Here is an 18,971-nt window from a genome sequence, read left to right on the forward strand (position 1 = left end):
CTTGCCATTTTACTTCTTCTGGGTAATGCACTCTTGTGCCCATTAAAGAAGCACCTCCTTAGAATCATATTTGGAATACGATTCAGGAGGTGCTTTTTCCTTGTCTCAATTTACTGGGTCACTTCATGAGGAAGAGACATGGGATTTGTATTGTCTACTCAACCAACGGCTTGATTTTGGGAAACACCTTCAATGCTGTCTTGTAAAACACATCCTCGTGATACTCCGTTGGGATTAGGTCCTGTACAAACTGGATATACGACTTCACTGGCGCCAACGGCCAGTCTGTTCCGAACAAAAACTTGTCGTAATGATCACAATAGGTGATTGCGTGTCGCAGATGGGAGAAGAAGAGGGGGGATTCCGAAAGTCGCTTGCAATTGGCTGCGTCACCGATCATTAAGCCGGAGAGATCTGCAAACATGTTTCGGTTTTTATAAACGACCTCTGCCCCATCGAGTACCCACGGATCACCAAAATGGGCCATCATGAAATTGACGTCTCGATGTTTCACCGCCACCTCGTCCAGTGTGAGAGGGTGGGAGTATTTTAAGAGCCCGCGCTCTGAGTACGTATCGCCGGTGTGAAAGACGACAGGCACCTGGTATTTGGCTGCGAGCGCATAGACGGGATCATAGACGCTATCATAGGCGTAGAAGGGATAGTAGCCCAGATAGATTTTCAACCCGACCACATTGGGTTTTTGCAGGTCAGCTTCCAAGCGTGCCACTGCGGCTTCATCCAGCTTGAACGGGTTGATTCCCAGGCAATAGACGAACTGTGGCGGCAACTCGTCTGTCAGGTCTAGTCCCATGGGAGTGACCGCATCCACATCGGGAAAGCCGTCTGGCTGAGTCTCTGTCAAGCCCATGCCTATCCCAAGAATCACGCCATTCTCGGCATATTCTTGCAAGAGGCCGGCAACGGAGTAATCGACAAACGACTTTTCTGCCGCTGTCCGCTTGAATTCCTCGATATGGGATAAATGCATGTGCGCATCTATGGTTTTCATTGTGAAGCCCTCCCTTATTTGGCAAAGCGTATCGCACGTAAGTCAGATAAGGCATTGGATGGAAGCGTGTTGTCGGCAAACAGGAAAAAGACAGGTGGAGTAAAGGTCGTGCTGTTGTTTGGCAGATTCAGCTCGCGTATGACAGAAGCTACCGCTACTTCTTTGTTTGCGTATACTTGGAGGTCCGCAGTATCGAGGTCAGTAACGATATGCATTTGATCCCTGCTGTTAGCGCGCCCGAGGACATAATCAGAAACTTCAAGGACATCCAATTCACCTTGTGCCAGCATGTAGTTGAGCTCCTCTCCATTCGTACCGACGGTTTTCAGCCATACCGCCTCGTCTTCGGTTCCTGGCTGCAAAAAGATGTCCGTGGACAATTCCTTGCCAGCAAAGTAGGTTCCAGTATTCTGCTCGATTTCTATGGTATGGCAGAGGACAGGTACCCCTGGCAGCAGCAAGTAATACTGATGGCAAGTCAACCCGCGATACTTCTCCTGCTTTTTCACATGGTAGCTCACCTTGATTCCCTGCCACGCATTTTGCCTGTTGTCAATTAGCTCGACAAAGGATGCAGTACGCTCTTCCTTAACCAGGGAAAACGCGCTTAACTCCTCAATATAATTGCCGATTCCACCTGTCCACGGATTCCACCAAGATTTCGGTTTCCGCTCAGGGAAGGAGCTATCCAGCCACTCCTGTCCATTGCTTGTGAGCGAGTAGAGTGTCGGAGCAAAATCAGGAGCGGCTTTGATCCGCAATCGTCCATTGTCGGCGATATAGACCTGTTGCCCCTCTTCCACTGTTTGTTCCTGGATGACCTTGCCTTGACCAATTGGGAAAATCGCGCTCTGCAAATGCGACACATGCGTAGCAAAACGTCCCTCTACTTGCACGAGGTCATATGGTTTTTCCGGCGTCTTGAAGGAGAAGCCAGATTCCGTCTCTTCTTCATCTTCAGTAAAGCTCTGCGTTTGTCCGGAAGCAGACTCACTCAAAAGAGATGCCATCAGTTCTCCGTCCAAGTACTGCTGCTTGTATTCTTTCACCTGTACATCCAGGTCCTTACTTGTGACAAACGGATTTTGCCCATTGGCACTCAACTCCAGGTGAGAGGTCAAGATCAAGTCTGCTGGCAGTGGTTCCTTACGGGCAAAGGCACGAAACTCTTTCCAGTCAGCATAGCCCCCATGCGAAAAGTAAATCGGGCCAAACGATTTTTTTTCATGTGGAGCAAGCATGCCGAGATTGGTTTCAAGTGTCACGTACCAGCCTTGAATGTCAAAACGGTATTCAGGAGGCCAGCACATTCCCCATGGGGCCGACTCATCCTGTGTAAACAGCCAGTTTTCACTGACTAACTCAGCATCCCAATAATCCATATCGCTACCATAGGAGGATGGTGTTTCAACATAACGGCCTTGGTAAGGCACAATGGGGCGATAAAAACTGTGATGAAAGCCCTGGTTTAGCCACAGCTCAGCAGCCAGCTTGTCAGCAGAATGATTTTCTATCTCCACCCCGTGTTCCACAGTGCCATCTCCGAACAGGAGTGTTTTGCTAACCAACGCTATTTGCGCGAATGCACTGGAGTGATACGTCGCACGGATTCCGATCGCTCCTTTTTCTGCGATAAATTCAACTTTCTCGGCACGTTTCTTCGAGAACTCGCTGGAAAAAGGCTTGCCGAGCTTGGGATAGAGGAGATTGGTTGGCTCGCCACCTGTCCCGCCAACAACGGTCATTTCATTATCTTCTTTGTTCAAGTAGAGCATATGGCGGCCATGGTACACTTGCCAAGCTTGTTCCGTTTCTCCCGACACCATCGCACCAAGTCCCGTGAAGGCAGCCCCAATTTTTTTGGCAAAAGAAACTGATCTGCCATCTGCGAGCTTTGCCTCCACCTGTACGTTGGCTTCGTAAAAGCCGTGTTCATACAGATCAGCGTTAAGCGGAAGCGACATGCGCTCTTTGCCAGACAGTTTCAAAGTGTGGCGTTGCTCTTGTAAGTCAAAAAATGAGCAAGCGGGCAGCTCGAATGCAAATTGGGCTTCTTCCGCAAAATTGTTTTCCACGTCCAAATAAAACAGCTTTGTCTGCCCCGGATAAGAGAGGCCTGGTACATGCAAGGAAAGGGTAGCAGGAAACTTGGGAAGGATTCCGACCTCAAACAGCGCTGCCTTGCCGTTGATCAGCAGGTGGGTGCAGACACGCGGGTGCGTGCGCCAGATGCTTTGCTCTTCTGTGATTGGATCGACAAAAAAGGTTGCGGACAGCGTGGTTTCCCCTGTCACAGCCAGCTCGTGCTGATAACCAAAGCGGATCGTGTCGCTCGGTTGCCCGTTTAACGAAATCTGTAACGGCTTGCCTGATTTGTTGACGATCCGATAGTGAATCTGATACTCCCGTCCAAAGACCAGCTCCAGCTTTTCCACTTCGGCAGACACGTGATAATCTTCCGTCTCAATGAGGCGCATGCCTCTGCCGCGCCGCTCAAACTCCACGCGCAAGCTCTTGTCTCCTTTTACCCAGGAGTAGGTGAAGTAATCAAAGCCGTTTTCCTTGCGTCCGTCTGGCTCTACGACGATCTGTCGCGTGGAGTCCTGATACCAGTCAAGCTCCTCAAAATAATGGGCGATCGCCTCGGTACGGAGCACAGAAGGAATCATGTTCATTAGGTGAGTGGCGTCGTCCCGGTCTTCCCAGAAAAAGCCGAACTTCTTATACAACGGAACAGCCTTCGTGTTTCCCGCCCATGTATACAGATCAAGTCGCGGCCAGCCGAGCTCAATCGTTTTTTCCAGTGCACATGAAAGCAGCATCCTGCCGACCTTTTTTCCGTGATAGTCGGGACGTACATTGAGCAACGGGATGTAGAGGGCGCCGGTATCTTCCCGATATTCTGCCAGACTGCAATAACCAACGACCGTTTCACCTTCCATTGCGAGATAAACAGTGATAGCGTCAGAGGCTGCTTCTTCTTGTCTGATTTGTTCGGCTGTCGTAATCGAATTTCCGCCTCCCCAGCTATCTCGGCTGGCATTCCACATATCTGCGACCGCTGCGGCCAGCTCAGGGCGGTAGGTGACAATTGAGATTGATGCTTCCATGCTTGTTAACACCTCGATTACATTGTTAAATTCTGTATCTTATATGAGTTGTACGTTTGATTGAAAGAATTGTTGCTAGTTTTCGGAAAAAGAATCTGAATATGAGATAATAAGGGGAAGCAGGAAGGGGGTAGCTATGAAACGGAAACTGATTATTGGTGATATCCATGGATATTTTCATGTACTTCAGCAGCTACTGGAAAAAATAAATTATAAGCCTATACAGGACCAGGTTATTTTTATTGGAGATTATATCAGTAGAGGACCTGAATCTCTAAAAGTTGTTTCAGAGATTAAAAGAATGGTGGAGGAAGAAGAGGCAATTGCGTTAATGGGGAATCATGAATATTCTTTGATTGAATTTTTGGACTCTCGGAACCCTTCCTTTGATTTATTTTTTTTACATAAAATGGGTGGTATGAACGCAATAGATAGTTTTCTTCAAGGTGTTGATGATTCAGTTTTTAACGACATAGAGCTTGTTAAAAGAACACTTAAAGTAGAGCGCAAAGAAGAAATTGATTTTATTAATCATTTGCCTTATTACTTTGAAGATGAAGGACATATTTTTGTACATGCAGGAGTTCGTCCAAGGAATTGGCGAGAAACAACACCTTCTGATTTTGTCTGGATTGGTGAGGATTTTATAGAAAGTCCAACAGGCATTGACAAAGTTGTCATATTTGGACATACCCCAACTTCAAGAATAAAATCGAATACAGCACCCAATCAAATTTGGTATTCAACAGAAGGTGATAAAATAGGAATAGATGGCGGGTGTGGCTATTCTGGCGGGCAACTAAATGCGCTGGAAATCAATATGGAAGGATACAAGAACCACTTTGTAAAATGCTAAAATACGCAGCCCCTGCCCTAATTAAAAGGTGGGGGCTGTTTGATGTTTGCCAACTAACCGGCCATTTTCCTACTTTACAAGCCCCTTCAAGTAGTCCAGGAGCAGCGGATAGAATTGCGGCTTGAAGTGAACACCGTTGTCCGCGTACTGGATTTTGTTGGTGGCGAAGAGGTGTGCCAAGTCCAGGTAATCGACTTTGATTTCATCGGCCAACTGTTCAAGCACTTGGTTGAAGTCCGTAATGTTCGCATACTGCGGCACTTGCATTCGGGCTTCCCCGGCGACTGGCGGGATCGACAGGATGTGGAGCTTGGCCTTCGGCAGCTTGTTCCGGATGCTGCCGATCAGCTGTCGATAGCTCTCGACGAATTCCTGCTTGTCCGACAACCGAATGTCATTGCTGCCCAGCAAAATGAAAACATGCTCTGGTGCCCGGCTGGCGAGTTTCTCGACATTCATGAGGGCGAGAGAGAGCGTCGCGCCGCTCGGGGCGATAACATTGGCCGCATCCACTTTGTTCAGATAGGACAACGCCCCCAGGATGGAATCACCAAGGAAAACACTGTGCCTGAACGCGGTTCAATATCGGGTGCAGATGAGATCAAAATCAGTTGAAGTTCTCCTGATCGTCCACCATACCCAAGTCGCGTTAAATGTAATAGTAAGGTAACGATAAGGTGCGATTTAGAAGCCATTAAGCTTAGCCCGTTACAATCAGGCTTGAGGTGATAGTCATGGAGCTAAGGCAGAACCGCGTTCGCATCATCGATGGCTTGCGGGGATTTAGTTTAGTAGGGATTTTGCTGGCGAATATGCTGATTTTCCAGTATGGGATTTGGGGAAGCCAAGAAATGGATTTGTACGTTCTTCCCGATTATGAAATGACTGCTTATCAGCTTGTGAAAATATTTGTGGAAGGCAGCTTTATGCCGATTTTTACCTTCATGTTTGGTTTTGGCATGATCAAGATGCAGCAAAGCTTGGCCGCAAAAGGCTTGAGACAAAAACGCTACCTTACCCGCAGGTTTTTGATGCTGATCGGACTTGGTTTCCTTCATTCGTATTTCCTGTGGGAAGGGGATATCTTGGGGTTTTATGGCTTGATGGGCTTCTTTTTGTTGCTGTTCATGAACCGTAAACCGAAAACTTTGCTCATTTGGGGGATTGTCTTGCTCTGCCTCATCAGCTTAATGGGGCTTGTGCCAGATGATCCGAATGATCCTGCGAGTATTACCGATCCTGCCCGTATGGAGGCATATGTGGTCAAAACCATGACTGTCTATGGCACGGGAACATACGAGGAGATCGTGCATCACAGAAACAGTGAAGATCCGCTTGGTTTGCCAGAATACATGATGTTTGTTTTACTGTTGATCGCGCCGCTTATGAGCGCACCCATGTTCCTTTTTGGGATGTTTGCTGCGAAGCGCAGGTGGTTCGAGAAGCCAGAGGAAGAACGAACCTCGTATCTCCGAAACATGCTGATTTTCTTGCCAGCAGGACTTTTGTTAAAAGCACTACATGTGTATTTGCCGGGAACTTGGTGGAGTGGCGTCGGTGATATAACGGGGGAATCCATTCTTGCCATTGGTTACATTTTCGCCTTTGCTTGGTTCTTTTCCAGTAGTACGGAATCAACTTGGCTGCCAAGGTTTGAAGCCGTAGGAAAACTCTCTTTAACGAATTACCTTTTGCAAACGGTCATTTGTACGACGATTTTCTATGGATATGGACTCGGATGGTTCGGAAAGATCGGAGTATTGGCTGGTTGCGGATTGGCGATCGTGATTTATTTGGGACAGCTTTTTTTAAGCCCACTGTATCTAAAACGATTCCGTTATGGTCCAGTGGAACGACTATTGCGTATGTGGACGAATTTTTCGTTCTCCGGCAAGACCAAGCAACGCCCGGAAAAACCTATTTCTGCTTAGTACCAGAAAATAAAAACCAAGCAGCTGCTCTATTGGCTACTTGGTTTTTGTTTCATTTCTGGCCTCTAAAAATATGAATCCTCTTATCGGTCTCCATCATACAATGTAAATGATTGGAAAAAGGTGATCAGATGGATCATCGTAAAGAACGGAGGATGGGAATTGGGACGTTTTCACAGAGCCGTAACGAGTCTTGTTTTCTTTAGCCTCTTTTGCTTGATCTTCCAAGCATCCATATTCGTGCCTGTAAGCCAAGCAGCAAGTGCAGAGGAAACACCTGCCGCGGTAGAAACCACTGTAGATCTTCATCACTTACAAGGAAAAGTCAATGAAATTAACGCCGAGAATTTGATCCAGGAAAAATATACGCCCGACAGTTGGAGCAAGCTGGTGTATGCATTGGATGCTGCAAAAGCGGTACTGACGAAGCCAAATGTCACCCAAGCAGAAATCGATGGTGCCTTGTCCGTGTTAGTCATAGCAAGAGAAGGGCTGAAGAAGCAAGAAAGTGCAGTCGACAAGAGTAAACTGCAAGCGAAAGTAGAGGAAATTGCAGTGGAAAAGCTGCAAGAAAAAGACTACACGAGGGCCAGCTGGAAAGAACTGCAGAATAGACTGGCGCAGGCTTACTTTGTGCTGGATGATCCGCATGCGAGCCAGATTGTCGTAGATGTTTCCCTTGAGAAACTAATCAAAGCGAGACAAGATTTGAAGAAACAAGATGACGCGGTCTATAAAAGAGAATTGAGAGCCAAAGTGGAAGAGATCGAGAAAAAAGACTTGGATGAAGACGACTACACCAGATCAAGCTGGCGTGATTTGGAAGATGCACTCGAACATGCATGGGATGTCATTGACGATCCACATGCTACGCAGTCGGAGGTAGACGATGCTCTGTACGATTTGAAGAAAGCATGGAGAGATCTGGAAGATGACAAGCATCGGGACAGAGACCGGGATCGGGACAAAGACCGTAAAAAAGGTTCCTATACCACGCCGACAAACAGCTTTTTCACTGGAGGCAGCTCTACAGATAAGAAAGAGGAGCGCCCTGCAACCAATAAGAAAAGCAAGAGCCAACGTGGCTATATCAATGGCTATCCTGACGGAACGTTTCAACCGGATCGCACGGTGACACGTGCGGAGATGGCTGCCATTTTACTGAACGCTGAAATGGTGAGCCAGTCTTCTGCGAATAAGGGAAGGTTCTTCGATGTAGCAGACAACTACTGGGCAGCAAATCCGATTCATCAAGCAAGTGCGGCGGGTATGATGAGCGGCTACCCGGACGGCACATTCCGTCCATCGGCCAACATTACCCGAGCGGAAATAGCCGCGGTCATCTATAAATACAAGGCTTTGCAAGGTGCGGGAGGAGGAACTGCCTTTTTTGATGTGAGGGGAGATCACTGGTCATCTCCAATCATTGCAGCGGTTGTTGCAAAAGGTTACATGACAGGTTACCCCGATGGCACCTTCCAGCCAGAGAAAGCGCTGACGCGTGCCGAAGCCGTAACGATTCTCAATCGCGTGTTGAATCGTGTGCCACAGAACCAAGCTGGCCCGCAAAGATGGCCGGATGTCGTACCTGGTCATTGGGCGTATAAAGAAATTGAAGAAGCATCCATGAAGTAATGATTTCGAAAAAGGACTCACCCTCCTGTAAAATAGAGGGTGAGTTTTTTTATAGTGATGAACATGATCCTGACGATCAGAGTCGCTGCTTTTTATGTATAGTGAAAATGGTCTTATTTTCTATTCTTTTCTATCATTCGGTTATCTCTTCCAGAAAGTTGTGGTATAATCTACCACTAAGACAGAATGGCATAAAATCATTCAGCTTAGAATCGAGAGGGGAAAGTTTCATGAAATTAAACAAACGCTGGAGCAAACTGACTCGCTGGGCGGGTACAGGTGCACTCAGCTTGGCGCTTTTGCTAGGGTATGTGCTTCCAGTTCACGGGCAAACTTCCGTAGCTCCCGCAATCAGCTCTTGGTCGGTGACCACGTTGAACGAAGGGGAGAAATACGGAATTTTTCCACTGGCTTGGTATGAAGACGATTCATTTCAGCAATCGATTCCTGCTGAGAAGTTTCTTACCTTGATGGAAGGAACGGCGAAAAAGCTGGATCTTCTGGGATTGAAGAAAAAGAACGCTTCCTTGTCCACTCCGACGGATAAGGTGATTACGAGAGAAGCGGTCATTACTTCTTTGTACAAACTCCTGGCGAACTACGAACTGCCAGCAGCATTCGAAATGACCGGGGATAACCCGATTGACTACATGAAGAAAAAAGGCCTGGTCAAAGGGACGAGCGCAGGTCTCGAGCTGAATCAGCCAAGCACGGTTGAACAAGCGACGGTGATGGCGAGCCGACTGGTCGAGTTCGCATACGATACGGTTGGCGGTGGTGCCGAAGGTCTTATGTGGAAAGTGACCAACGGCAAAAACACCATGTACTTGCTCGGCTCGATCCACATGGGTATCGCAGATATGTACCCGATGCAAAAAGACATCCGGGAAGCGTATGAAGCGTCGGATGAACTGTGGGTCGAAGCAGATATTATCAACGGTGACAATGACTATTTAACACAAAAGATGGTATACGCGGATGGCACCACATTGAAGGATCATGTATCCGCCGAGACGTACCAAAAGGTGCAAAACTTGCTTGCCAAGCTGCAACTGCCAGCCAATTCTTTTGATGCCTACAAGCCCTTTGCTATTTCGTTATCTGTGCCAACGCTTGGCTACGTAGACAGCGATACAGATGTTCAATTCGCGATGCTAACCGGCATCGACAGGTACTTCCTGACGAAGGCGATGCTGGATGAGAAGCCGATCAAAGAGCTGGAAGGCATAAAGCTGCAAGCGGACTTGCTGTCAGATGTACCAGCAGAGCAGCAGGAGAAAGAATTGAACATTATTTTAGATAGCGCTATGACCGAAAAAGGGCTGGAGGAAGGCACAAATCTCTTAAAAGACATGCAGACGGAATGGGTAGAAGGAGATCTGAATGGCTTTACCCAGATCATGACGACGCATGGCGATTTCGGTGAAGGCGATGTGAACCAGCGTCTGCTCGGTGAGCGAGATAAAAACATGGCTATAAAACTGGCAGAAGTGTTGGAGAAAAAAGGGGAAACGACTTCTTTTGTCGTGGTCGGTGCTGCCCACTTCTCGATGAAAGGCATGGTTATCGATCATTTGAAAGCCAAGGGCTATCACGTGCAACAATTGCAATAAGAGCTGGGATAGGAGGTGTCGGCGGGCAGGCTGGCACTTCTTTTTTGTTTGCCGAAAAATTGATTACCCTGACAAGTGTTGCTAACATTATCCAGCGAATAGTAAAATTATACTATCTTGTCTTACATAGGAGGTATTTTGCGTGGGTTTGTTTGATATGTTTAAAACGGATAAAGGGGAAGAAATGACCCCTCATTTTGGGTTTGCATGTTCCTTGCTCTACATGATGAAATCGGATGGAGAAATGGACCACGAGGAAATCGGTCAATTGCTCGCTGTATTGGGTGGCGAAGAAAGCAACGGCGTGATTGGCGTAGGTGCCAATAACAGACAGTTGCTCGAAAACGCAATGAAATATACACGCAAAAACTCCATTGAGAAATTCTTGAGCGAAGTAACGCCAATGCTCACAGACGCTCAAAAAATGTGCATCCTGGTCAACCTGATCGATTCTTCCCTGGCAGATGGCCAACCTGAGCGTGAAGAGCAAGAGCTGTTTGGCAAATTCTTGACTGCGTTTGGTATTTCGGAGGATCGTTTCCGTCCTTTCTTTGAAGTAATTGTGTTGAAAAATGACCGTGGTGTGTTCTTGAATCAAAACCATCCAAAGAACCAACCGGGTTACAGAGTTACCCTTCCGGTTTAATCCATGATACGAATTCAAAACCTTCTCATTTGAGAAGGTTTTTTTCGTTTTTAGAAAAAGACATCCCCCAAAATAGCAATTCAGAAGAAATGCTATCGTTTTATTTGTGTTACGATCTGCTTAGGAAAAAATGAAAGGTGGGATCCCGATGCGGAATCAAATTTCTAAAACACGTCTGTGGATTGCACGGATTATGAGCGGACTTGTCATTCTTTTTATGCTTTTTGACGGTGTATTCAAACTCATCCAGCCTGCTCCTGTCATAGAGGGAACCCTCGTACTCGGCTATGCGGAGCATCACATTGGCGTGATTGGAATTCTCGCCCTTGTATCAACGGTGTTGTATGCTATACCCCGGACAGCAGTTTTGGGTGCGCTTCTGTTGACTGGATTTTTTGGTGGGGTCATTGCTACCCAGATCCGTGTCGATGCCCCGCTCTTTTCCCATACGCTGTTTGCTGTCTACCTCGCGATTTTGATGTGGGGCGGATTGTGGCTGCGGGATGAGAGGGTGCGAAAGCTGCTTTCCGCTGCCAAAGAAGAAAAATAATAAACACAGGTCTTCTTCGTGAGCTTCGCGTCGGCATCCTGCTTCATTATCACGTATGACCAGATTCTTTCCAAGCAGCCATGTGATCAATTCGTCGAGATGAGGCTTACACCGAGACATTGAGACGATTTTTGCAGGACCAGGGATACGAACAATCATATAAACTGCCAATCGTTGACAGATGAAAAAGCATGTGGTAGGATGATCACAACTTATCAGGGACGGAGGGTTACGTGTGGCAAATTAATTTTTCGATACTTTATTCGCACAACACAATCGATGAAATAGCGAGAAAAGGCTATGTTGTGTGCATACGAATCGGAAAATGGATTGCCGCTATGGTAACCCAATTGAATCATGGACAAATAGGAGTGAGGAAGGCAAGCAAGCGTGATGCCCCCTCTATTTGCATGATCTGTGAAGAGAATGGAACCAATCCTGAACGATCAGATGCTGGAATCTGATGTACATGGGTTTCGTTTCTTCTTCTTTTTTCGATGACGTAAGCACAGGCAGCCTAGCCTGTGTTTTTTTATTTCAGTTCGTTGAGGAGGAAAACATACAATGGCAGAACAGATCTTAAAAAGAAACGGTGTAGAAATATGTGCGGAAGGCTTTGGGAAGCCCACAGATCCGGCGGTTTTGCTGATTATGGGAGCACAAATGTCCATGCTTTGGTGGGAGGAAGAATTTTGTCAGCGACTAGCAGACGCGGGACGCTTTGTTATTCGTTTTGATAATCGGGATGTCGGGCGCTCCACGACCTACGAGGTTGGTCATCCAGGTTATGCGTTTGAAGATATGGCGGATGACGCTGTTCACGTCCTTGATGCATTCGGCGTACAGCAGGCGCACTTCGTTGGTATGTCGATGGGCGGAATGTTGACACAAATGATTGCATTGCGACATCCCGAAAGAGTTCGTACCATCACATTGCACGCAACGTCCAATTTTGCTCCTGGCCTACCACCAATCGATGAGAAGCTGACAGAGTTTTTCAGCAAGATAGGGGAGATCAACTGGGAGGATGAGCAGGAGGCGTTAGAGGCGGCGGTTGCGAGTTGGAAAGTTCTCAGTGGTTCCAAACATCCTTTTGACGAGCAGCGCGTTCGTGAGTTGGCCCAAATCGATATGGCCAGAAGCAACCATTATGCGAGTAGAAACAACCACGCCTTCGTGACAGCCAGTGAACCGTACTTGTTGCGGACAGCGGAAATCGCTGTACCAGCACTTGTGATTCACGGTACAGAAGACATGCTCATCCCTTTCGCGCATGCATTACATCTTGCGAACACCATTCCGGGAGCAGTCTTGCTTACGTTGGAAGGGACAGGGCATGAGCTTCCGCGTGGGGATTGGGATGTCGTCATCGAAGCAATTTTGAAGCATACACAAGAAAAGGAAGCGTAATGACACTTGCTCCTCTTCGCAGAGCGCAAGGCTAAAAAACGAAGAGAATAACGAGAAAAAAACGGAGCGGAAAACAGGAATTACTCCTGCTTTCTCTCCGTTTTTTGTAGCGGCATGGCATATTTCCTTGTGTGGAAGGAAAAAGCACGATATTTATGGAATCGTTTTCGGTTATGCTCTCGGGCTAACGAGGATTTTTACCTGGTTTTTCTCTTTCAGCAGTGCTTCAAAACCATTCTCCATGATGTCGTCGAGCTTGATGCGCTGGGTGACAAGCTTGTCTGCCGGGAAGAAGCCCTTTTCCATCAGGCTGATGACGGCAGGGAATACGTCACGGTAGCCAATGATACCTGTCATGTTGCGTTCTTTCATGACGATGTGATTTGGCTTGATTGGCGCTTCTCTTTCGAAGATGCTGACGATCATGATTTGTCCAGCGATTTTGGTAGATTCGATGGCTTGCGTGAGGACAGGAGGTACGCCTGTGACTTCAAAGGCGATATCTGCGCCACCGTTTGTCCGGTTGTGAATTTCTTGGACTACATCGTATTCTTTTGGATCGATAACGATGGCGCCCAGCTCAGCTGCCTTGTTTTTACGTTCGGGGGACAGCTCTACTGCATAAATCTCAGCCGCTCCTGCTGCTTTTAATGCTTCGATGACAAGCAAGCCAATGGGACCGGCACCGAATACGACAGCTTTGTCACCAGCTTTCAACTGACTTGAACGGACTGCATAAAGGGCCACGGCAGATGGCTCGACAAGAGCGCCTTGCTCATAGGAGAGGCTGTCTGGGATTTTGTGGACCATGTGCTCATCGCAAGCCACGTATTCCGAAAAGCCGCCACCGCCGCCTGCGAGACCGAGGAAGCCCATTTTTTCACAAAGATTGTATTTGCCTTGTCTGCACGCAGCGCATGTTCCGCAAGCGAAAACCGGCTCGACAACGACGCGATCGCCAACCTGGATAGTGGTTACGCCTTCTCCGATTTGCACCACTTGTCCGGAAAATTCATGTCCCATCACAATCGGGGCTTTTTCGCCTGTTAGTGGATGTTCAGTTCCTTGTGGGATGAAGATCGGGCCAGCCACGTATTCATGCAAGTCGCTTCCGCAAATGCCGCACCACTCGACTCTGATTTTCACTTTACCTTTGGTCGCAACCGGTTCCGAAATGGTTTCCAAACGGAGGTCTTTTAATCCGTGCCAACGTAACGCTTTCATATCTGCCATCTCCTCATTCGATTTGGATTCTATATATGAAATTCAGCAAGTAAAATAGGAAACGTTTCCGAAAATTAATATGTCATAAGTTTAGGATCTTGTCAATTTGATTTCCTAGGCAAGAGTTGGGGTGATATGCAATTGTCGGAGGAGAGGATGTTAACTCTAGCTATGTTGAAAGGATGTATAGGTGTTGTGCAACAGGTGCGAAGTCGTCCGCCATGTTTTGCTCGAGCCTCGTTACCATTGGTTTTGTGTATGCTATAATAGCGGTAAGAAAACACCATTTAGCTCGGAAAGATTGAAAACGATTCCGATATGGAAAGGAAAGCAACGCGTTGGATACAAAAAATAAAGTGACAATAGAAGATGTGGCGAAGAAGGCTGGCGTAGGAATCGCAACGGTATCGAGGGCCATCAATGACAGCGGGGGAATCAGTCCGAAGACGAAAGCGTTGATTCTGGACGTCATCGATGAGCTGGGCTTTATTCCAAACACTTCCGCGCAAAGTCTAAAGGTGCGCCAAACCTATCAAATCGCATTGGCTGTCCCTGATATTCGCAATGCGATCATTCCGGATATCGCCTGGTCGGTTGAGCAAGCAGCCAAGCAGCATGGCTATCGCGTCGTACAAATTAATACAGCGGGAAATGCCCGAATGGAGCTTGAGACTGTGCGTGAGGTCAAAAAGCTGCATGTAGACGGGCTGATTATCATGCCGCTCGCCTATCCGAAGACGTTGGTCCAGATGATTAACAAAGCGAGTGTTCCCGTTTCGATTATTAACTATGGAAAAAAGCTCGAAGACAATGTGAAAGCAGATATTGTCAGCATGGCCCGTCAAGAAGGGCGACTGGTCATGGAGCATCTGATCAAAATTGGTCGTACGCGAATCGCTTACGCAGGTGCGCCGAAGGACAAGATCGAGGAACGGTATTTTGCCTATGAGGCGTCGCTTCAGCACGTCGATCCCTCGCTGGTGTATTTCGGTGAGGACTTCTCGTTTGAGACGGGCCTTCGTGCTGCTGATTACTTTTTTAGCTTGAAAAACATGCCGGACGCTATCTATGCGGTCAATGACATGGTGGCAATCGGGATTGTGAATCGGTTCAAGGAGCTCGGCGTCCGTGTGCCAGAGGATGTCGCTGTCGTGGGCATTGACAACAATGTGTGGACGACGATTACGACACCGCAGATCAGCTCTGTTTCGATCATGGGGGAAGAGGTAGCACGGCTGGCGACAGAGCTTTTGCTGAAACGGATTCGTGAGCAGGGGGCAGGGGCGTTTGAGCGCGTACAGTTCGAGCCGAGGCTGATTGTAAGGGAGTCCAGTGTGGCGGTTATTCGTAAATCGCCATTGGATACGTAGGGCATTTTCAGATGAAAAGCCGAGTAAGCGACAGGTGATCGGTGATGATACCTGGCTTTTACTCGGCTTTAGCTTTAAGGCAATATGGCAAACGAGCGAACAGGAAACCCGGAGGCTTTTTCAGGCTTGGGTGTAATGTTTACTATGACAGCGCCTTTTGCCGGGAGCTTATCGAGATTTTTGAGCAGCTCCACTTGATAGGTGTCTTGATCAAGCACAAAATATTCGCCCAAGAGCGCTCCGTTTTTCCGGTAGTCGATTGTCGCATCCGTATCGAAGGTTTCGTGACCGACTGCTTTGATTTGTCTTTCCTCGAACAAAAATTTCAAAGCCTCCAATGACCAGCCGGGAGCGTGATTATTGCCATCTGCATCCTTGTTGTTGAAGGCATCGACGTCTGGCCAGCGCTTGCTCCAATCTGTGCGCAAGGCAACGAAGGAGCCGCCCTCGATTTGACCGTGCTCGGTTTCGAAATGCAAGATGTCTTCCACGGATAGCGAATAGTCGTTGTTGGCTTCGGCTTCTTTTGATTTGTCGATGACGACGAGCGGCAGTACGAGTTCTTTCAGCTCGATCTCGTCCAAGTAACGCTTGTTGCGCACAAAGTGAATCGGTGCATCCAAGTGCGTACCGTACTGTCCAGGAAAAGAGAAACGCTGGGCAAAGAAGCCGTCGTCATGCGTGAACAGCGTTTGGAATTCGGCGGCGTCAAAGGCGTGGAAGTGCGGGGATTCCGGACCGAATGTGTGCGTGAGATCCACCCATTCTTTTTGTTTTAACAGGGTAATTGCTTGAATCAAATCGTTTGCCATGTGCCCACCTCGTTATTGTTTTTGGAATTTTCGCGCTTGTAAAACCGAGTTTATCCAATACTTTATCGGTTTCAAATCCGAGTGTCAATATCGGAAATGATATGAATGAATGGTTTAACACAATATAGCAATCGGGAAGAAGCTTTCAAGCATGATTCTGCTATGCTTTAAAGGAGAAGAATGAGTATCATCCAAACAAAAAGCGAAGGAGAAATTTCCATGACAAAAGAGCTTTGGATCAATTTGCCCGTCAAGGACCTCGAAAAGTCCAAATCATTTTTTGCCGCACTCGGATTCTCTTTTCATCCTCGCCATGAGAATAGCAAAGAGATGGCGGGCTTGGTAATCGGCGAAAAAAACATGCTCATTATGCTGTTTCCGGAGGCTACCTTCCAAACCTTTACGCAAAATGAACTGGCAGATACAAAGCGCGGAACGGAAGTGTTGTTTTCGATCGATGCCGAGAGCAGGGAAAAGGTGGATGAATTGGTGGGTAAGGTGATAGACGCTGGGGGCACTGTTTTCAGTGAGCCGCGGGAGCATGGTCCGGGAATGTACGGGGCAGGCTTTGCTGATTTGGATGGTCATCGGTGGAATGTGCTGTATATGGATAGGAGACAGATAGCGAGAGAATAGAGGAGCGTGCCCCTGAGAAATCAGGGTTTTTTGCATGAACAAGCAAAAAATTCATGTTCTATTAAGGTTGTATAGAAATACGATTAAGATTGATTGCTTACTCTTTTAGAGAAGGAAATAAGGGTAAAGGAGAGGAGCAATCTTATGAAAATGTTTTCGAAGTTACAGACATTAATGGCGACTGTACTTGTAACTACTATGAGCGTCAGCCTTGTAAGCGGAGTTGTTTCTCCAACCAAAGTGTTCGCATCTTCTGTATCTGGGCCGGATGATCCGAGAGAGGTAGAGCAATTTGCAGATGAATTTTTTAACCGGTCAGAAATTAAGAACAACTTGGCAGGAGCTTCGTTTGTAGTTGTAAAAGGAGACAAGGTCCTTTTTAAAAAAGGGTATGGATATGCGGATGTAGAGAAGAAGATTCCGGTCGATCCTGATCGGACTGTATTCCGTGTAGCGTCAGTATCCAAGGTTATTACAGCTACAGCCGTTATGCAATTGGCGGAGCAAGGAAAAATAGATTTAAACAAAGATGTATCCGCATATATGGGGGGTGCCCGGATTCCGAATAAGACAGGCACTCCTCTTACAATGAAACATCTGTTAACGAACGCCACTGGATTTGACTTTGGAGACACTTCTGACGGTTCAACAACCGACTTGAAACGGGAGGTTTCTTTAAAGAAATTCGTTATGGACAATCTCCCAAATGTCATTCGCAAGCCAGGAGAGTTTTACAGATATGACAACCTCGGCTTCACCATTCAAGGTTATGTTGTGGAACAAGTAGCAGGAAAACCATTTGGTGAATACGTGCAGGAACGCATCTTTAAGCCGCTTGGCATGGAAAATAGTGATTTTCGACTTACACCCTCAATAGTCAAAGAGTTGGCTGTACCTTATAATATTATCGGACAGCCGATCCCGACTTATGCAATGGTACCAACGGAGCTTCCTGATGGTGGAATGCTCTCAACTGGTTCTGATATGGCTAAATTCATGATTGCTCATCTCAATAAAGGAAAGCTTGGGAATGTGACGATTATGGAAGAAGAAACGGCGGCAGAAATGCATAGACCTCATCTTTCCGTGCATCCAAAGCTGAATAACATGGCGCTTGGTTTCGAATATACCAACCAGCAAAATTACAATGGACAATATGTTATTGAAAAAGGAGGGGATTTACAAGGATACCATACCGGGATGTGGTTGATCCCGGAAGAAAAAGTGGGAGTATTTGTTACGGTCAATAAGGACTACGAAATTCGTATACCTTTGATTAAAGCGTTTATGGATCATTACTACCCGAAAAATGAGCAGAAAAGGGGAGCGTTTGAGTTAGCGAAACAAGAACTCACGAAGTTTGAAGGGACATACAGCGATTTGCGAAACCGGATGTGGACGACTCGTATACGTGCTGAAGGCGGCAAGCTCATTGTAAAAGACTCGCTGGGAGAACATGTCCTATATGAGGTGGAGCCACTCTTATTCCAGGATGAACAAGGTAGTAAAGCTGCTTTTAAGCTGAACGATCACGGAGATGTGCAGGCTTTCTATTACGAGTTAAAATCAGATAGTTGGGCAGAAAAAATGCCTGAGCCGCAACGTTATCAGGATGTGGAGAATGACCATCCATATGCGTCCTATATTTATCACCTGCGCCAGATCGGTGTCTTTGCTGATATGGAAGGAGACAATCGCTTTTCGCCCGAACAACAGATAACAAAAGGAGAGTTTGTTGGCTGGTTCATCAAGTGGAGTGGCATTGCCCCATCAAAGCATAAACCGATTTACACGGATCTTTCAGGTAACAAGTATGCGCGGGAAATTCAATCAGCTTACGAGTTAGGTTTATTAAAAGCATCTGCTGATGGCAAATTTTATCCGAACGAGCCATTGACGCGTCAAGAAGCAGCAACCATCGTATGGCGCATGGCATTTGGCTATCTTCATGGAGAGCCGAAAAAAGCCAAGTTGAGTGGTAGGACAGATGCTTGGGCTTTAGAGGGAGTCCATTTCGTAGTGGCAAAAGGATTATACGGACCAGAAGTGGTGAAAGGCAGAGATGGCAGTTTCGATTATAAATCAGAGCAGCTGATGGTAAGGAAAGAAGCGGCTGCGTTACTATCTCGGTTCGCAGACCAATTATTTTAGGGTACAACAAGCCGT

16 protein-coding genes are annotated in these 18,971 nt (G+C 47.1%); 11 read left to right on the plus strand and 5 right to left on the minus strand.

The annotated features are described in order from the left end of the window. Positions 1–154 precede the first annotated feature (154 nt). Together M3630_RS29780 and M3630_RS29785 are read right to left on the minus strand one after the other, a co-directional pair. A complete protein-coding gene (locus tag M3630_RS29780) occupies positions 155–1,012 on the minus strand; it encodes an amidohydrolase family protein (RefSeq protein ID WP_251254578.1) in 858 nt (285 codons plus the stop codon). 14 nt (positions 1,013–1,026) lie between these two features. Further along, a complete protein-coding gene (locus M3630_RS29785; RefSeq protein WP_251254579.1) occupies positions 1,027–4,122 on the minus strand; it encodes a GNAT family N-acetyltransferase in 3,096 nt (1,031 codons plus the stop codon). A gap of 136 nt (positions 4,123–4,258) precedes the next feature. Here M3630_RS29785 and M3630_RS29790 point away from each other — a divergent pair, with 136 nt between their 5' ends. Continuing rightward, positions 4,259–4,978, plus strand: coding sequence for a metallophosphoesterase family protein (locus tag M3630_RS29790; protein ID WP_251254580.1), 720 nt, complete (start codon positions 4,259–4,261; stop codon positions 4,976–4,978). Positions 4,979–5,047: 69 nt separating this feature from the next. Here the strand turns inward: M3630_RS29790 and M3630_RS29795 are convergent, their stop codons facing one another. After that, positions 5,048–5,509 carry a GDSL-type esterase/lipase family protein gene (locus M3630_RS29795; RefSeq protein WP_251254581.1) on the minus strand — a complete coding sequence of 154 codons (462 nt, stop codon included), beginning with the start codon at positions 5,507–5,509 and terminating at the stop codon, positions 5,048–5,050. Between the two features lie 203 nt (positions 5,510–5,712). Between M3630_RS29795 and M3630_RS29800 the strand changes: the two genes are divergently transcribed. The 7 genes from M3630_RS29800 (at position 5,713) to mleBRB (ending at position 12,763) form a co-directional block, all read left to right on the plus strand. Then, a complete protein-coding gene (locus tag M3630_RS29800; protein ID WP_251254582.1) occupies positions 5,713–6,909 on the plus strand; it encodes a DUF418 domain-containing protein in 1,197 nt (398 codons plus the stop codon). A gap of 162 nt (positions 6,910–7,071) precedes the next feature. Next, positions 7,072–8,544, plus strand: coding sequence for an S-layer homology domain-containing protein (locus M3630_RS29805; protein WP_251254583.1), 1,473 nt, complete (start codon positions 7,072–7,074; stop codon positions 8,542–8,544). Positions 8,545–8,774: 230 nt separating this feature from the next. Further along, entirely contained in the window at positions 8,775–10,157 is a 1,383-nt protein-coding gene (locus M3630_RS29810) for a TraB/GumN family protein (protein ID WP_251254584.1), read from the plus strand. A 142-nt stretch (positions 10,158–10,299) separates the two neighbouring features. Further along, positions 10,300–10,803, plus strand: a complete 504-nt coding sequence (locus M3630_RS29815) for a tellurite resistance TerB family protein (RefSeq protein ID WP_251254585.1) — start codon at positions 10,300–10,302, stop codon at positions 10,801–10,803. A gap of 148 nt (positions 10,804–10,951) precedes the next feature. Continuing rightward, positions 10,952–11,353, plus strand: coding sequence for a DoxX family protein (locus M3630_RS29820; RefSeq protein ID WP_251254586.1), 402 nt, complete (start codon positions 10,952–10,954; stop codon positions 11,351–11,353). 233 nt (positions 11,354–11,586) lie between these two features. Beyond that, on the plus strand, positions 11,587–11,817 hold the full coding sequence (locus M3630_RS29825; RefSeq protein WP_251254587.1) for a hypothetical protein: 231 nt from the start codon (positions 11,587–11,589) through the stop codon (positions 11,815–11,817). 100 nt (positions 11,818–11,917) lie between these two features. After that, on the plus strand, positions 11,918–12,763 hold the full coding sequence (gene mleBRB, locus M3630_RS29830; RefSeq protein WP_251254588.1) for a BRB family alpha/beta fold macrolide esterase: 846 nt from the start codon (positions 11,918–11,920) through the stop codon (positions 12,761–12,763). 171 nt (positions 12,764–12,934) lie between these two features. Here the strand turns inward: mleBRB and M3630_RS29835 are convergent, their stop codons facing one another. Next, positions 12,935–13,987 carry a 2,3-butanediol dehydrogenase gene (locus tag M3630_RS29835; RefSeq protein ID WP_251254589.1) on the minus strand — a complete coding sequence of 351 codons (1,053 nt, stop codon included), beginning with the start codon at positions 13,985–13,987 and terminating at the stop codon, positions 12,935–12,937. Between the two features lie 338 nt (positions 13,988–14,325). Between M3630_RS29835 and M3630_RS29840 the strand changes: the two genes are divergently transcribed. After that, positions 14,326–15,357, plus strand: a complete 1,032-nt coding sequence (locus M3630_RS29840) for a LacI family DNA-binding transcriptional regulator (RefSeq protein WP_173608809.1) — start codon at positions 14,326–14,328, stop codon at positions 15,355–15,357. 74 nt (positions 15,358–15,431) lie between these two features. On the opposite strand, the gene M3630_RS29845 is transcribed toward M3630_RS29840, so the two are convergent. Then, complete coding sequence (locus tag M3630_RS29845; RefSeq protein WP_173608808.1) at positions 15,432–16,169, minus strand: cyclase family protein; 738 nt, start codon at positions 16,167–16,169, stop codon at positions 15,432–15,434. Positions 16,170–16,388: 219 nt separating this feature from the next. Here M3630_RS29845 and M3630_RS29850 point away from each other — a divergent pair, with 219 nt between their 5' ends. Then, a complete protein-coding gene (locus tag M3630_RS29850) occupies positions 16,389–16,805 on the plus strand; it encodes a VOC family protein (RefSeq protein ID WP_251254590.1) in 417 nt (138 codons plus the stop codon). A gap of 144 nt (positions 16,806–16,949) precedes the next feature. Beyond that, on the plus strand, positions 16,950–18,956 hold the full coding sequence (locus M3630_RS29855; RefSeq protein WP_251254591.1) for a serine hydrolase domain-containing protein: 2,007 nt from the start codon (positions 16,950–16,952) through the stop codon (positions 18,954–18,956). The last annotated feature ends 15 nt before the right edge of the window (positions 18,957–18,971 follow it).

The sequence above is a fragment of the Brevibacillus sp. MER 51 genome, assembly GCF_023714195.1.
Classification (GTDB): Bacteria; Bacillota; Bacilli; order Brevibacillales; family Brevibacillaceae; genus Brevibacillus.

What these genes read in the sequence shown, in the direction of transcription:
- M3630_RS29790 (WP_251254580.1), top strand. Translation starts at nt 4,259, where the DNA reads ATGAAACGGAAACTGATTATTGGTGATATCCATGGATATTTTCATGTA.
- M3630_RS29820 (WP_251254586.1), top strand. Translation starts at nt 10,952, where the DNA reads ATGCGGAATCAAATTTCTAAAACACGTCTGTGGATTGCACGGATTATG.
- M3630_RS29810 (WP_251254584.1), top strand. Translation starts at nt 8,775, where the DNA reads ATGAAATTAAACAAACGCTGGAGCAAACTGACTCGCTGGGCGGGTACA.
- mleBRB (WP_251254588.1), top strand. Translation starts at nt 11,918, where the DNA reads ATGGCAGAACAGATCTTAAAAAGAAACGGTGTAGAAATATGTGCGGAA.
- M3630_RS29835 (WP_251254589.1), bottom strand. Translation starts at nt 13,987, where the DNA reads ATGAAAGCGTTACGTTGGCACGGATTAAAAGACCTCCGTTTGGAAACC.
- M3630_RS29780 (WP_251254578.1), bottom strand. Translation starts at nt 1,012, where the DNA reads ATGAAAACCATAGATGCGCACATGCATTTATCCCATATCGAGGAATTC.
- M3630_RS29845 (WP_173608808.1), bottom strand. Translation starts at nt 16,169, where the DNA reads ATGGCAAACGATTTGATTCAAGCAATTACCCTGTTAAAACAAAAAGAA.
- M3630_RS29785 (WP_251254579.1), bottom strand. Translation starts at nt 4,122, where the DNA reads ATGGAAGCATCAATCTCAATTGTCACCTACCGCCCTGAGCTGGCCGCA.
- M3630_RS29850 (WP_251254590.1), top strand. Translation starts at nt 16,389, where the DNA reads ATGACAAAAGAGCTTTGGATCAATTTGCCCGTCAAGGACCTCGAAAAG.
- M3630_RS29855 (WP_251254591.1), top strand. Translation starts at nt 16,950, where the DNA reads ATGAAAATGTTTTCGAAGTTACAGACATTAATGGCGACTGTACTTGTA.
- M3630_RS29800 (WP_251254582.1), top strand. Translation starts at nt 5,713, where the DNA reads ATGGAGCTAAGGCAGAACCGCGTTCGCATCATCGATGGCTTGCGGGGA.